At 62.3% G+C, this 14,741-nt stretch carries 12 protein-coding genes and 2 pseudogenes; 6 read left to right on the plus strand and 8 right to left on the minus strand.

Translation table 11 applies throughout. The features are described 5' to 3' along the window. Nucleotides 1–10: 10 nt before the first annotated feature. From cls to OKW45_RS10490, 4 genes are all read right to left on the minus strand, one after another. The gene (cls, locus tag OKW45_RS10475; protein WP_429467847.1) at nucleotides 11–1,285 is read right to left on the minus strand and encodes a cardiolipin synthase; all 1,275 of its coding nucleotides are present in this window, start codon (nucleotides 1,283–1,285) and stop codon (nucleotides 11–13) included. A gap of 151 nt (nucleotides 1,286–1,436) precedes the next feature. Continuing rightward, nucleotides 1,437–1,943 (minus strand): hypothetical protein, encoded by a 507-nt coding sequence (locus OKW45_RS10480; protein WP_018423482.1) that lies wholly within the window; start codon nucleotides 1,941–1,943, stop codon nucleotides 1,437–1,439. 22 nt (nucleotides 1,944–1,965) lie between these two features. Next, nucleotides 1,966–2,799, minus strand: coding sequence for an H-NS family nucleoid-associated regulatory protein (locus OKW45_RS10485; protein WP_429467850.1), 834 nt, complete (start codon nucleotides 2,797–2,799; stop codon nucleotides 1,966–1,968). A 211-nt stretch (nucleotides 2,800–3,010) separates the two neighbouring features. Beyond that, nucleotides 3,011–3,349 (minus strand): hypothetical protein, encoded by a 339-nt coding sequence (locus OKW45_RS10490; RefSeq protein ID WP_090807114.1) that lies wholly within the window; start codon nucleotides 3,347–3,349, stop codon nucleotides 3,011–3,013. 414 nt (nucleotides 3,350–3,763) lie between these two features. Between OKW45_RS10490 and OKW45_RS10495 the strand changes: the two genes are divergently transcribed. Continuing rightward, complete coding sequence (locus tag OKW45_RS10495) at nucleotides 3,764–4,015, plus strand: hypothetical protein (protein WP_026226347.1); 252 nt, start codon at nucleotides 3,764–3,766, stop codon at nucleotides 4,013–4,015. Nucleotides 4,016–4,110: 95 nt separating this feature from the next. Here the strand turns inward: OKW45_RS10495 and OKW45_RS10500 are convergent, their stop codons facing one another. Both OKW45_RS10500 and OKW45_RS10505 read right to left on the minus strand, forming a co-directional pair. Further along, nucleotides 4,111–5,184 carry a DUF6765 family protein gene (locus OKW45_RS10500; protein WP_429467852.1) on the minus strand — a complete coding sequence of 358 codons (1,074 nt, stop codon included), beginning with the start codon at nucleotides 5,182–5,184 and terminating at the stop codon, nucleotides 4,111–4,113. A 275-nt stretch (nucleotides 5,185–5,459) separates the two neighbouring features. Next, complete coding sequence (locus OKW45_RS10505) at nucleotides 5,460–5,828, minus strand: DUF488 family protein, N3 subclade (RefSeq protein ID WP_503129149.1); 369 nt, start codon at nucleotides 5,826–5,828, stop codon at nucleotides 5,460–5,462. Here OKW45_RS10505 and OKW45_RS10510 point away from each other — a divergent pair. Next, the gene (locus OKW45_RS10510; protein ID WP_429409801.1) at nucleotides 5,771–6,793 is read left to right on the plus strand and encodes an IS30 family transposase; all 1,023 of its coding nucleotides are present in this window, start codon (nucleotides 5,771–5,773) and stop codon (nucleotides 6,791–6,793) included. The two genes, OKW45_RS10505 and OKW45_RS10510, sit on opposite strands and share 58 nt — an antisense overlap. Here OKW45_RS10510 and OKW45_RS10515 read toward each other — a convergent pair. Both OKW45_RS10515 and OKW45_RS10520 read right to left on the minus strand, forming a co-directional pair. Then, entirely contained in the window at nucleotides 6,783–7,028 is a 246-nt protein-coding gene (locus tag OKW45_RS10515; RefSeq protein ID WP_503129150.1) for a DUF488 family protein, read from the minus strand. The two genes, OKW45_RS10510 and OKW45_RS10515, sit on opposite strands and share 11 nt — an antisense overlap. 103 nt (nucleotides 7,029–7,131) lie before the next feature. After that, nucleotides 7,132–7,482: an FKBP-type peptidyl-prolyl cis-trans isomerase gene (locus OKW45_RS10520; protein WP_184046744.1), complete on the minus strand. Its 351-nt coding sequence runs from the start codon at nucleotides 7,480–7,482 to the stop codon at nucleotides 7,132–7,134. 278 nt (nucleotides 7,483–7,760) lie between these two features. Between OKW45_RS10520 and OKW45_RS10525 the strand changes: the two are divergent. From OKW45_RS10525 to OKW45_RS10540, 4 genes and pseudogenes are all read left to right on the plus strand, one after another. After that, nucleotides 7,761–9,460, plus strand: a pseudogene (locus OKW45_RS10525) (helicase-related protein); the annotation flags it as partial. Nucleotides 9,461–9,464: 4 nt separating this feature from the next. Then, nucleotides 9,465–10,125, plus strand: a pseudogene (gene pdeM, locus OKW45_RS10530) (ligase-associated DNA damage response endonuclease PdeM). Between the two features lie 182 nt (nucleotides 10,126–10,307). Beyond that, nucleotides 10,308–12,398 (plus strand): hypothetical protein, encoded by a 2,091-nt coding sequence (locus OKW45_RS10535; protein ID WP_429467854.1) that lies wholly within the window; start codon nucleotides 10,308–10,310, stop codon nucleotides 12,396–12,398. Nucleotides 12,399–13,294: 896 nt separating this feature from the next. Continuing rightward, nucleotides 13,295–14,683: an FAD-binding oxidoreductase gene (locus OKW45_RS10540; RefSeq protein ID WP_429467856.1), complete on the plus strand. Its 1,389-nt coding sequence runs from the start codon at nucleotides 13,295–13,297 to the stop codon at nucleotides 14,681–14,683. Nucleotides 14,684–14,741 lie beyond the last annotated feature (58 nt).

Here is a 14,741-nt window from a genome sequence, read left to right on the forward strand (position 1 = left end):
CTATCGGTATTCAAAGCTGCGTATCCAGTAGCCGTACGAACTTTTCGACGACCTTCTCGGTGAACGAACGCCGTGTCCATGCTTCGAGCGTGATGCGCTTCGACTTCGCGATGTCGTCATCGAACGCGGCGGTCTGCTGCCTGGCGAAATCGCGGTCGTAGATGTTCAGGTTCGCTTCGTCGTTCAGCTTGAACGAGCGGCTATCGAAGTTCGTCGAGCCGACCGACACCAGGTACTCGTCGACTACCAGCAACTTGCAATGGAACATGGTCGGCTGGTACTCGTAGATCTCGACGCCCACTTTCAGTAGATCGCCCCAACACGCACGCGACGCTTCGCGCACCGTATGCGTGTCGATGCGTTTGCCCGGCGTGACGATCTGTACTTTCACGCCGCGTTTCGCGGCTTCGACGATCGCGTTGATGGTGAGCTTGTCGGGCACGAAGTACGCGCTCGCAAGCTGCAAACTGCGCGTGGCGGCGGTGATGGCCATCAGATACATCAACTGCATGTCGTCGCTGCCGCCCGACGGCGAACTGCTGAACATATGCGCGAGACCCTGGCCCGCTCCTTTCGGCTCGGCATCGATGTGCGGAAAATACTCGGGCCCGTGCAATACGCTGCTGGTCGCCTTGATCCAGTTGTCCATGAACACGGCCTGCATATGGCCGACCACTGGACCCGTCACGCGAAAATGCGTATCGCGCCAATGCTTTTCGTCCTGCGCATTGCCAGTCCACTCCGGCGCTATGCCGACCCCGCCGGTAAAACCGATCCGGCCGTCGATCACCAATAGTTTGCGGTGCGTACGGTCGTTCATGCGGCCGAGTCCGGTCCAATGCGGCTTGTGATACTTGACCACTTCGGCGCCGGCCTCCCGCAGCAGTTGCAGATAGCGCCGATCCATTTTCGACGAACCGACCCAGTCGAGCAGTACATGCACGGCGACACCTTCGCGCGCCTTATCGGCAAGCGCACGCGCAATCTGTCCGCCGATCTCGCCAGACCAGTAAATGAACGTTTCAAATGTGATGGTTTCGCGCGCCGACCGAATGCCCTCGAGCATCGACGGAAAGATCTGGTCGCCGTTGAGCAGCATCTCGAAGCGATTACCCGGCACCACGGGCGGACCGAGCAATAAACCCATCGAACGAAGGAATTGCGGATCTTCGCTCTTATAAAGCCGCTCGATTCTGTGTTCTATTTTCTTCTCGCCGCTCGACAGATTGGCGATCACGAGAACGATCACGAGCGTGGCGAACGCGGTAATAGAAACGGTCAGCATGCGTGGCCTCGATGGCAGGCGGCGGGTCACGGCATACGACTCCCGCATCCGACGGGGGAATGCCGCACTCGTGCCTGGCTTTCACTATCAGCACGTCATGCACGGCGCGTGCCCGGATCAGGACCGCGCCTTGCTTTCTGGTTTCAACGCTTTATCTGACCAATGCAAACGCCTCGCGGCTTGCGATTTCGCCCGCGCCGAATACGCCGATGACCGTATAGTCCGACGCCACGCATTCGAACGTCGATGCCTGAAACGTAATGACGAAATGCCGTCGCGCCGGTGCCTCGGGAGCAATGGCGACGGAGTCTATCGCCATGGCGGCAATCTCGGCGCACAACGACGAATTGACGACTTCATGCACCGCGCAGCCGGCGAGACCTTGCGCTGCGAGCGGATGAATGGCGAGATCGTCATCGCCCGGCGGCCCGAGACGATGAAAGATGGCGTCGGAGAACAACACCGCGCAAAAAGGATCGTCGTCGGGATCGAATGGCCCGAACCGTTCAAAGTCCGACTCCGCGATCGGATAAGTGAGGATCACGCGGCGATCGCTGGCGACGATGAATGGTTCGGCGGCATCGGCTGCCGGATGAGGAGTGGAGTCCAGCAGGAAGACCTGATCTTCCTGCCGGGGTGCGTCGAACGTGCTAACCATCTGGCTCACGACTCCGCGGCTATTACGCGCTTGCTTGCGTCTCTGGCGTTTGGGGAGCCGCCGCGACGGGCGCGGCCGTACTCTTTGCAGCAACCTTACGTGCCGGTGCTTTTCTTGCGGTCTTCACAGCGCTTTTGCGGCCGGCGGTCTTCTTCACCGCGGCTTTCCGGCTTGCCGGAGTTGCCTTTTTGGCTGCGGTCTTTTTCACGGCCGTCTTGCGCGTTGCTTTTTTCGCCGCGGTCTTCTTGCCTACCGCACTCGCGGTCGCTTTCGCCTGGCTGCTCTTTGCCGCCGTTTTCGCCGCTTTCGGAGCGGCAGCCGTGCTCGCGCCATCGATCAGGAATTTGCTGCGGTCCTTGACGGCCGCGAGCCACGCCGGCGCCGGACCGCGGCCGCTCCAGGTCGCGCCGGTCTTCGGATTCAGGTACTTCGGCGGCTGGGCGCCTTTCGGCTGCCCTTTGCCGCCCTTCACGGCGGGAGTAGCCGCGGGCTTGCTTGCGCTCGCAGCGTCGATCAGAAACGCCGTGCGGTCCTTCACGCCGGCGATCCAGCCAGGCGCGCGGCCGTGCCCCGTCCAGGTCGCGCCGGTTTTGTGGTCGCGATACTTCGCCGGGGTTGCCGACCTGGCGGCTTTGCTCGCGCCCGCAGGTCTTCCGCGACCCGCCGTATTGCCATTCAGACCTCGCGCGGCACGTCGTGCCTTCGCCTGTGCTTCGATATCGGCAGTCGTGAGACCGTGCTTGAGCATCAATTCGCGAATCTGGTCGACCGCGGCTTGTGCTTTTCTGGCAATGAGAACGTCAGCTTGCTCCTGGAGCTTCTTAAGCTTTGCTTGGATTTGCTCTAACGAAGGCATTTGATTGCTCCTTATGTGGTAATCGTCGAACTATGCCATGAATGACGGAAGAAAGGCAGTGTATTGACCTATCCCGAGCTTCAATACATCGATACGAGCGCCGATGCGGCGTTCAAATAACAAAGCTTTCAGGTTTTCTACCGGGTCATCGAAGCTTTCTTCCTTTTCCTTCCCTCCTGATTCTTCTTTTTCATTTCGGTTCCACCACCACTCAGATAGGTGTAAAAACGACGACCTGGCGATCGGCAATGTACCTCACACTCCGTATGAAGCGGTAGTGTTGACCGTCCGCCGTTATCCGGTTCAGGCCCAGGCGGGTCAGTACCAGCATTTCATCTGCCTGGAAAGCGTCGACGACGCCGGAATCCGTTAAATCCTCCAATGCACCGGATGGATTTCCGACGTAAACGCTGCGCGCCTGCTTGCCGATCCGCATCACGACCACGCTTTTTCCCTCGTCGAGCGCCAATTCGAGAAAGCTCGCGAGCGTGCGCAACGACTCTGGCGTGCAAGTCCTGGTCTGATAGATCGCGGCATTCGATGGCGTCATTTGTGTTTCCCCGTCATCCGCATCGGCGACAAAAAGGGGCGCCGCCGTGCTTTCTGGCATTAGTCGCTTCTACTATAGCCAGGCCTTTGGATATTCAAAGGAGAGTAGTCCACTTTTTATTTGAAAACGGTCTTTTTTCGTGGCCCGCTATAGCGAACGGATTCGAACATGCGCGAAAAGCCACTGACGACGCGTGCAAAGACACCGCCCCGGCTCCGGTAACGTGCCGTTACCGATCTTGCAGCACCTGTTGCCCCCTGTACCGGCCAAGTCCATTTACACTTCGTATCCGTGCCCAGCGGCGGACGTATGGCCAATGGAGAGTCCTTTGTCAGCCGCCATGCTCGCGGCGGCTATTGAAATGGACGCCGGACCACCCTAATTCCGATCCACTCAAACACGATGGTACTTGCAATGAAAGCTGGTTTTATTCGGACCGCCCTCGGGGCAATGGCAGTCTCGTTGGCAATGGCCGGCACCGCGAACGCGGCTGGTTGCCTGAAAGGAGCGGTAGTGGGCGGCGTCGCCGGGCACTACGCGGGACATCATGCGGTGGTCGGCGCGGTCGGCGGCTGTATCGTCGGACGGCATATGGCCAAAAAGCACGCCGAAGAACAGCAGGCGGCGGTTCAGGCTGCGCCGCATCAGCAAGCCCGAATGCAGTGACTGGAGAATACGGGCGCCACCGCAAACGTTCGCACCGGCAACGCGTCAATGATGATCGGATCTCCGTTCGCGGCGATGCGCCCTGCTCCGATCACTTAGGCAATGCGTAATCCGCGCGCGGGCAAGATCTCCTGAGTGGTCACGAAACGGTGTTGCTTCACCGCGTCGTGAAAGAGCCGGTAGTCGCTCTTCTCGAAGGCGGTCGTCCACTCCGGTCTGTCCCCGGTGTCGTCATCGAACAACAAACCGGTGGCCTGGTACTTCCACGACCCTTGTCCTTTGGCGATATAGCCGGGCACGGGTTCTTTCAAACCTGGAATACGGCCTGCATTCACCCATTCGCAAACGGTTCTCAGACGCAGGTTGTCGTCGGGTTCGCGGTTCGTATCGAGCAGCCGGGTCAGTGCGTCTTTTACGTCGTCCGGCATGCCGGGCTGGTTTTCGAAATCTTCGCGTCCGGCCAGATAAGCTCGCACGACACGACAACTCATGTCCGCCGCTTGCACGAAATCCGGCAAATTATGTCGTGAGATGAAGTGATTGCGGCCGTCGATGTAATGCCAGCGCGCCCAGGGCTGGTCGGGATAATGCAACGCGGCGCCATGGCCAACCGGCAACGCGATCGTGAGAACGTCCTCCTCGACATGCTCGATCAGATGCGCGACCGCCAGTTCGAGGCTCGCGAGCCAGCCTTTGCGGGTGCAATCCTGCGCTTCGAGAAGATGCACGCGATTCCACGGGCTTTCGATGCCCGCGAATCCCTGGTGCGCCCAGGTATCGACATAGGTATGAAGCGTCACGCCGAGTCGATGCAACGCGGTCTCCGAATCGCGCTGCCGGATCGCGCGCCGCACGACTTCGCGCGCGACGTCACTATCGGGCCGGCAAACCGCCTTTTCCTCCAGAGTTTCGCCAACCCCAGCCGGCAGAAAATGGAATGGCGTCCACACGAGCCGATTCTGGTCGTCCTCGGTATTGACGTAATCGAATAACTTGTGCGCGGTCGCGAATCGCTCGAAGGTCTCGCCGCCTTTGAACCGCAGTATTCCGCTCGTGGTTGCGTCGTCGACATATTGGCAGGCATGCGCGACGGTTTGCGCATCGCCGACCGTCATGCCGCCGACGCGCGTGGCAATGTAGACCACGCCGTAATGGAAGTCGATATTCATGGCATGCGCTCCTGGCGCGCGTAAGCATGGCCGGTTTGTGGCCGGCGATAGGGCGAGACGAATACAGGGAGGTGCGCGTGAGTAGATAGTAGACGAGCGAGCGGCACGCGCCTTGAAAAAACATGCGCTCTGTACGCGATTTTCCACGTTTCGCGCCACTCAACCATTCGGGCTACTGAAGGAAACGCGGGCGGATCCGGCGAGATTCAACCCTCCGGCACGGAGAGCCGCCGGGCGATGAGGCGGAAAAACCTAACCGGCCTGAGCGGCGCCGGTCAGGCCAAATGTGTAACGGACAGACGACTATTCCAGTGCTGGTTCAGATACTCGAGCGCGAATTTCCGGTGGCAATGATGTGGTAAATGTTCACTGCAAAGCAGGCAACCCGATTCGAATAGCGAGATATCCAGATTACTTTCCACGCGGCGGCGCGCGATGAGGTCGAAATATTCCTCCCGAAAGTTCTCCCAACTCAATTGCTTGCCCTGGTAGCGTTTGAGCAGGTCCGGCTCGGGAGCCAGCTCCGGTATTTCCAGGGGCGGCCTCAAATCTGAAGTGCAACACCTATCTCGTATAAGGTGTTGCGATGCACGAAAGAACTCAGTACCAGCAACTTCAACCTGAAGAGCGTCTGACCATTGCAAGCCTGCATCTGCAGGGTTCGAGTATCCGGGCCATGGCCCGGATACTCGGGCGCTCGCCGGCCACCGTTAGCCGGGAACTGACGCGAAACAGCTCTCCCGCTGGCTACGCGTCCGTGTCGGCTGAAGCACTCAGTGCCGCACGCCGCAGCGCGGGTCGCCATCCCACAAAGCTTTGCCTGCAAAGCGTCTGCTGGCGTATCGTTCTCACCCTGCTCGAGTGGAAATGGTCACCCCAGCAGATATCGGGCACACTCAAGCGTATGTATCCGACCGACCCGACCCAACAGGTTTCGCACGAAACCATCTACACGGCCATCTATGCCCAGCCGCGCGGCGAACTGCGCCGTCAGCTCATTGCGTGCTTGCGCCATGGCCACAGCACGCGCATGCCGCGTACACGGGGCACAGACCGGCGCGGACAGATTCCTGACATGGTCAGTATTCATGTGCGGCCGCCCGAAATCGAAGACCGACTGCTGCCTGGGCACTGGGAAGGCGACTTCATCAAGGGTGCCGGCAACCAGTCCTCGGTAGGCGTGCTGGTCGAACGGACCAGCCGGCTGGTGCTGCTTGCCAAGATGGAAGACGCCACCGCCGCTTCAGCGCTGGCGGGCTTCTCCGCCAAACTCAATTCGATTGTCGCGCCATTACGGCAGAGCTTCACCTACGACCAGGGCAAAGAAATGTCGCGCCATAAAGAGCTCACCGCCGCAACCGGCGTGAAGGTGTACTTCTGCGACCCCCACAGTCCCTGGCAACGCGGCACTTGCGAAAACACCAACGGGCTACTGCGCCAGTATCTGCCCAAAAGCGCAGACCTTTCGGTCTACAGTCAGGACGAACTTGACGCTATCGCCGACAGTCTGAACAGCCGACCTCGCGCGACTCATGCCTTCCATTCGCCATTCGAGGTCTTCGCCGCGACCCTTGCCTCGGCAAGTCAACCTCAAGGCTCTAAACATTAAACCCGCTGTTGCGCTTCACTCTTGAAACCGCCAGGTACGCCGCATTGCACAACTGCTCGAGAAAGAAAGTCAGATCCTGCTTTTTCGCAAAACCCGCCAGTTGCGACGTGTTGTTGAGGCGAATGTCGAGCACGGTGCGCACGTGGGCGTCCTTCAGCAAACTGAAGAATTTCTGGGCGCTCTTGCCGGTAAAACCAATGCTGGCCACCTGCACGCTACTTTTGTCACGTTTCATGGTGAATCCCCTGGCGGACCATTCGGCGCCCATAAAAAAGCCTCGCTGCGATTGGCGCAGCGAGGCTGGGGTGTCAGTGCATCTTTAGCGCCGCTCGCCTGCTTTACTTGACGATGTCGACCAGTTCGACTTCGAAGGTCAGATCTGTATTCGGCGGAATCGGGCCGGCGCCACGATCGCCGTATGCGGTCGCCGCCGGGCACGTGAGTCGAGCCTTGCCGCCGACTTTCATCTTCTGCACGCCTTGCGTCCAGCACGGAATCACGCGATTGAGCGGAAACGTGGCCGGCCCGCCATGCTTGGCCGAGCTGTCGAATTCGGTGCCGTTGGGCAGCGTGCCGCGATAGTTGACCTTGACCACGTCGGTCGCGGACGGTTGCGGGCCCGTGCCTTGCGTCAGATGTTCGACGATGACGCCGGACGGCAGCTTCTCGGTGGTCGGCGCGGCAGCCATCGCGGTCGAGGACAGAACGGCTGCGGCCAGCAATGCAACGAGTGATTTCAAAGCGAATCTCCTGTGGGGTAGTCCGTTTGATTGTAACGGATCGGGTGTCGGCCGAGGCTCCCACTTATTGCCCGATGCCGAGGGTCGTTGCGTGCCCATCAGGAACCTCGCTGAACCGTCGCGCGACCCCGCGGTCCACATGTACATCCGGCGCGAGTCGCCGGCAAGCGAATCCGCCACACCCGATGAGAGCGCTTTCGATGACCGAGCCGGCCCATTCCGACGAGACGCCCAAGAGTCTGACGTTCATTCTGACGCGCGCCGACGCGCGCGAAGTACTGGCTCAGGTTCGGATTGTGATCGTCGACGAATGGCATGAATTGCTCGGCAACAAACGCGGCACGCAGACCCAACTCGCGCTCGCGCGTCTCACCCATTGGCGGCTCGACTTGCAGGTGTGGGGGCTGTCGGCGACGCTCGGCAATCTGTCGTTCGCGACCGAGGTACTGCTCGCGCCGGTGGCGACGCCGTGCGTCAGCGTGCACGGTGCGCTGCCGAAAGCACTGATCGTCGACACGATCATTCCCGACACGATCGAGCGCTTTCCGTGGGGCGGTCAGATGGGCATGCGGCAGGTCGATGCGGTCGCGCGCGCGATCGATGAAGCACGCACGTCGCTCGTCTTCACGAACACGCGCTCGCAATGCGAGTGTGGTACCAGGCGCTGTTCGAGGCGCGCCCCGAGTGGGCCGGAGTGATCGCGGTGCATCACGGCTCGCTCGATCGGCAGGTATGCGAGTGGGTCGAACGTGGGTTGAAGAACGGTTTGCTAAAGGTTGCCGTGTGTACGTCTAGTCTCGACCTCGGCGTCGATTTTCTGCCGGTGGAACGCGTATTCCAGATCGGCTCGCCAAAAGGCGTCGCGCGCTTGATGCAGCGAGCGGGCCGCTCGGGACATGCGCCCGGTTTGCCGTCTCGCGCGACGATCGTGCCGACGCATGCGCTCGAATTGATCGAAGCGGCGGCCGCGCGTGAAGCCGTCGACAAGCGGCAGATCGAAAGCCGCGATACGCCGCAAAAGCCGTTCGACGTGCTGGTGCAGCACCTCGTCACCGTTGCTATCTGCGGTGGCTTCGACGCGCGCGAGCTGTACGATGAACTTCTGCATACCTATGCATATCGCGATCTGACGCAGCAGGAGTTCAACTGGACGCTGGGTTTCGTCGAAGGCGGCGGCGCGACGCTGCGCGCATATCCCGACTACCATCGCGTCGCGCGCGATAGCGACGGTCTGTACCGCGTCCCGCGCAACGATCTCGCGCGCCGGCATCGCAACACCATCGGTGCGATCGTCGCGAATGGCACGTTGAACGTTGCGTATCTATCGGGCAGGCGCATTGGTGCAATCGAGGAATCGTCCATTTCGCGGCTCAAGCCCGGCGATGTGTTCACGTTCGGCGGCCGCGCGGCCGCTGCTCGAATTGCAGCAGAAGTGCTCGGCGTTGCCCGAGCCGGGCGTACTCGTCGTCGATCTGCTCAAATCGCGCGAGGGTCACCACTTCTACTGCTATCCGTTCGCGGGGCGCACCGCGCATACGGACCTGGCGCTCTGCTCGCGTGGCGAGTCGCCCGCGGCAAGCCCGGCACGTTTTCGATTTCGATGAACGACTACGGTTTCGAATTGCTGTGCGCGCAGGCTTTCGATCGGGCCGCGCAATTACAGACTGGCCTGCTTCCACCTGACGAACTCGATCACGACATTCTTGCGAGCCTCAATTCGTCCGAGCTCTTCTTGCGACGTTTTCGCGAGATTGCGCGAGTGTCGGGACTCGTGTTTCAGGCGCATCCGGGACAGCAGAAGAGCGCGCGGCAATTGCAAGGATCGAGCGGGATTTTCTACGAGATCTTTCGTCAGCACGATCGCGGCAATCTGCTGCCGGGCCAGGCCGATACCGAAGTACTGCTGCAGGAACTCGACGTGCGGCGCAACGATGAAGCCGACCTCGCTCGCGATCGACGTCGGCGGACGACCTCTCGTGCTGTCGAGCTTGCGCGCGTGTTTCGATCCGGCGCTGCGCGCGCTCTTTATCACCGATGCGCATTTCGGCAAGGATGCGGTGTTTCGCGCGCGGCATTCCAGTGCCGACTGGTTCGACCGCGGAGAATCTGCTGCGGATCGATCGTCTGATCACGGAGTTCGAGCCGGCGACGCTGGTGTTTCTCGGCGGTCTGCTGCATGCGCGCGAGTCGCTGTCGACGCTCACGCTCGATGCGCTGCATGCGTGGCGCGCGCGACATGCGTCGAGGCGCGTGATGCTCGTCGAGGGCAATCACGATCGGCATGCCGGTGAGTTGCCGCTTACGTTGGATGTCGAGTCCGTGCGCGAGCCGTGGCATATCGGGGCGTGGGCGCTGTGCCATCACCCGCATGCGGTCGATCACGCGTATGTGCTCGCGGGGCATTTGTATCCGGTCTATCGGACTGCGATGCGGACCGATTCAGTGCGCGTGCCGTGCTTTCGCTTCGGGATTGATCGGGGGGTGCTGCCGGCGTTCGGTCGTTTTACCGGAGGCGCGCCTGAGACGGGGTGCGTTCTGGGGGAGAGGGTCTTTCTGGTGGTACAGCAGAGAGTGATCGAGTTGAGGAGTTGAGTGGACGGCGGGGGCCGTCCACTTTGTTGCCTGGTTGATTGGTTGATTTTTTGTTGCGGATTGGTTTGCCGGGAGGTGGCTGGCTCTCGGTGTGGAGGCCAGGCCGCGCCGGCCTCCATCCTTGGGAGCCCCGCAAGCAAGGTTCGCGGGACTCCTGCCACTGGTTAGTGGTTGCCGCCGCCGTGGCCGCCATTGCCGGAGCCACCGCCGCCGTAGCCGCCACCGTGGCCGCCGCTGCCTTGACCGCCGCCGTTGCCGCCGTTGCCGCCGTTGCCGCCATGGCCACCGTGGCCTCCGTTGCCGGAGCCGCCGTTGCCTTCGCCACCGTTACCGCCATGGCCGCCATGGCCACCGTTGCCGGAGCCGCCGTTGCCTTGGCCGCCACCGCCTTCACCGCCATGGCCGCCGTTTCCGGAACCACCGTTACCCCGGCCGCCACCGCCTTCACCGCCATGGCCACCGTGGCCGGAACCGCCGTTACCCTGGCCGGCGCCTTCACCACCATGGCCACCGTGGCCGTAGCCGCCGTTGCCCTGGCCGCCACCGCCTTCACCGCCATGGCCACCGTTGCCGGAACCACCGTTACCCTGGCCGCCGCCTTCACCGCCATGGCCACCGTTGCCGGAACCGCCGTTACCCTGGCCGCCGCCTTCACCACCATGGCCGCCGTGGCCGGAGCCGCCGTTGCCCTGGCCGCCACCGCCTTCACCGCCATGGCCACCGTGTCCGGAACCACCGTTACCCTGGCCGCCGCCTTCACCACCATGACCGCCGCGGCCGGAGCCGCCGTTGCCCTGGCCGCCACCGCCTTCACCGCCATGGCCACCGTCGCCGGAACCGCCGTTACCCTGGCCGCCGCCTTCACCACCATGGCCGCCGTGGCCGGAGCCGCCGTTGCCCTGGCCGCCACCGCCTTCACCGCCATGGCCACCATTGCCGGAACCACCGTTACCCTGGCCGCCGCCTTCACCACCATGGCCGCCGTGGCCGGAGCCGCCGTTGCCCTGGCCGCCACCGCCTTCACCGCCATGGCCGCCATTGCCGGAACCGCCTTTGCCTTCGCCACCGCTGCTGCCGTGGCCGCCGTCGCCATGACCACCGTCGCCGTGACCGCCGTCACCGTGGCCACGACCGCCATCGCCGTCACCATCACCGCCGTGGCCATGACCGTGACCGCCATCGCCGTCACCATCGCCGCCGTGCCCATGACCGTGGCCGCCATCGCCGTCACCATCGCCGCCGTGCCCATGACCGTGGCCGCCATCGCCGTCACCATCGCCACCGTGCCCATGACCGTGACCGCCATCGCCGTCACCATCGCCACCGTGCCCATGACCGTGACCGCCATCGCCGTCACCATCGCCACCGTGTCCATGACCGTGGCCGCCATCGCCGTCACCATCGCCACCGTGCCCATGACCGTGACCGCCATCGCCGTCACCATCGCCACCGTGCCCATGACCGTGTCCGCCGTCGCCGTCACCATCGCCACCGTGTCCATGACCGTGACCGCCATCGCCGTCACCATCGCCACCGTGACCATGACCGTGGCCGCCATCGCCGTCACCATCGCCACCGTGACCATGACCGTGGCCGCCATCGCCGTCACCATCGCCACCGTGACCATGACCGTGACCATGCCCACCATCCCCACCACCGTCCCCGCCGTTATCACCGCCTCCGTTACCGCCGCCATCGCCGCCCGTGCCGCCATCGCCGCCCGCGCCGCCATTACCGTTGTCACCGGCACCGCCATTGCCGTTGTTGCCGCCGGTATTTCCCGAGCCCACCCCGCCCGGGCCGGAATTAGCCGAGCTATTCCCGCCACCGCTTCCCGCGCCCGTGCCCGTCGAGGACGTCCCGTTGCCCGTCGGCGAGCCGGGGGACGATGTCGGGCCGAGCCCCGCCGCCGCGACGCCGAAGGCGCCCGCCCCGAGCTGCCCGAATCCCTGCGACGTGCAGCCCGGCCCGCCGCCCGACGGACATCCGCCGTTCACGCCAGCCTCGGCGAGCACCATCACTCCGGGATTCGTTGCCGGCGCGGCGGTGCTCCCCGAATTCGTCTGCGCACCCGCCATCGCCGCATAAAGACTGACCGCGACCGCCAAAGCCGCCCGTCGCGTTCCCAATATCCACGCGTCCCCGTTTTGCTTTTTCATTTCACTCTCCGAATTATTTCACCAAAAAGACCGGTCCAATTAACGAGTGAATCTCCGCTCGTCAAAAAACGAAAAGTCAAAGCCTTTGCGCAGCTTCGCTTTATGCGAATTTAAAATGCGTTCGCACTAAAAACTTCTCTCACGGAAAATCCCCGGTCCGATTTGGCGTGCTTCGAGAGAATCGGCTGGCCATGCGCGCACGTGATCGTGAGAGCCGCACAGCGAGGCTTGATGGACGTTGAAGTTATTCGCAGCGCAATCGCTCGACCGTGCGCTAGACCACGCAATGCGATATTGCCGATTCGGCCCGTCAGGCGGCGTTAAACGCCGATCCGCCCGCCAAATCCGCTACTCCATATTCTTCAGACAGGAAATTAAAAACTATCACGCTCAATGCAATCGGATAAGAAAAAAGAAAATTAGCCTTTGGTTTTTATCTGACAAATACGGACGATTTACACATCATCCGTTTATTCATGTGGCCATTCCGCACATAAAAATAAAGATAGGAAAACCCAAATGAGAGCAATCCAATAGACAACGCAATGAAAATCACCGAATCGCGCGTGCGAAACATTACGCGTCGCCGGGCAAATGCGCGTGCGTCGCGAAAATCGCTGTCGCGATGTGCGCTACCTCGCACAGTCGTCGAACGTGTGCCTCGGTTGCACGCGATCACGAGCCACGCCCATATGCAAAGTGTCGTGGCACAACCACCAGCGCGTCGAATAACCAACACATCAGCGCGCACGCTTTTCCCGGAGCATTCCCACCATCTTCAGCGGTACCGCCGCGTATCGTCGTTGCCCTGCCCGCAAAAGCCTGTCCCCGCGAGCCACCGCGTGGAATCGCCCAGGAACGCGGGTAAACCTTTGTTTGACTTCGACGCGCCGCCCCGTTTACTGCACGCAGCCGAACCTCTCAATCCGCTTTCATTCACCGCCCGCATTTTTGTTTGGTCTGCGGAGCAGTGTTCTGCGAGTGCCTTCCCCTCTTCGACGAGGTACAACATGGTTACTATCTCCAGCAGCGCAGTCGACGAATTCAAATCCGGACTTCGCGGTCAGCTTCTGCTGCCCGACACGCCGGGCTTCGACACGGCGCGCGGCATCTGGAACGCAATGATCGACCGTTCTCCCGCGATGATCCTGCGCTGCGCGGGTGTTGCTGACGTGCGCCGCGGCGTCGCCTTCGCGCGTGACAACGGCCTGCCGCTCGCAATTCGCGGCGGCGGCCACAACATCGGCGGTAGCGCTGTGTGCGACGACGGCCTCGTGCTCGATCTGTCCACGATGAAATCGGTGCGCATCGACCCGGAAGCGCGGCGCGCCTATGTCGAACCGGGCGCGACGCTGCACGATCTCGATCACGAAGCGCAGGCATTCGGACTCGCGACGCCGCTCGGTATCAACTCGACGACCGGCGTCGCGGGTCTGACGCTCGGCGGCGGCTTCGGCTGGTTGAGCCGCCGCTACGGCATGACGATCGACAACCTCGTCGCGGCCGACATCGTCACCGCGGACGGTGAATTGCGCCACCTGAGCGCCACTTCGCACGACGATCTGTTCTGGGCGATTCGCGGCGGCGGCGGCAATTTCGGCGTCGTTACACTATTCGAGTTCGCGCTGCATGAGGTCGGCCCGCTCGTGTATGGCGGCCTCGTCGTGTTGCCGCTCGCCGACGCGAAGGAAGCGCTGATCAAATACCGCGATGCCGTGCCCGCGATGCCCGACGAGCTGGCCGTCTGGGCCATCGCGCGGCTCGCGCCACCGCTGCCGTTCCTGCCGCCCGACGTGCACGGCCAGCCCGTGCTGGTGTTCGCGATGTGCTACAACGGGCCGGTCGAAAAAGGCCCAGCCGCGGTGGAAGCCGTGCGCGGCTTCGGCAAGCCGCTCGGCGAACATCTCGGTCCGATGCCTTTTGAAGTTTGGCAACAGGCCTTCGATCCGCTGCTCACGCCGGGCGCGCGCAACTACTGGAAGTCGCACAACCTCGCCACCATCGACGATGGACTGATCGACGCGCTGATCCGCGCGATCGACACACTGCCGTCCGCGCAATGCGAAATTTTCTTCGGGCTCATCGGCGCGCAAACGCAGCGCGTGGCGGTCGACGCGACCGCTTACCCAAGTCGCGAGACGCAATACGCGATGAACGTGCACGGCCGCTGGGACGATGCGCGCGACGACGAGCGCTGTGTCAAATGGGCGCGCGAATTTTTCGACGCGTCGCGCCCCTTTGCACTTGGCAGCGTGTACGTCAACTTCATGACGCAGGAGGAAGGCGGCCGTATCGCGGATGCCTATGGGCCCAACTACGAGCGGCTCGTCGCCGTGAAGAACCGCTACGATCCGCTCAACCTGTTCCGCCATAACCAGAACATTCGCCCAACGGTGTAGCGACGACGCGCGACGGAAGGCGGCGCAAAAACCCGAACTGCAAATGGCCGCGCCGCCC

The organism is Paraburkholderia lebeckiae (assembly GCF_050436225.1).
In the GTDB taxonomy this organism is placed as follows: Bacteria; Pseudomonadota; Gammaproteobacteria; order Burkholderiales; family Burkholderiaceae; genus Paraburkholderia; species Paraburkholderia tuberum.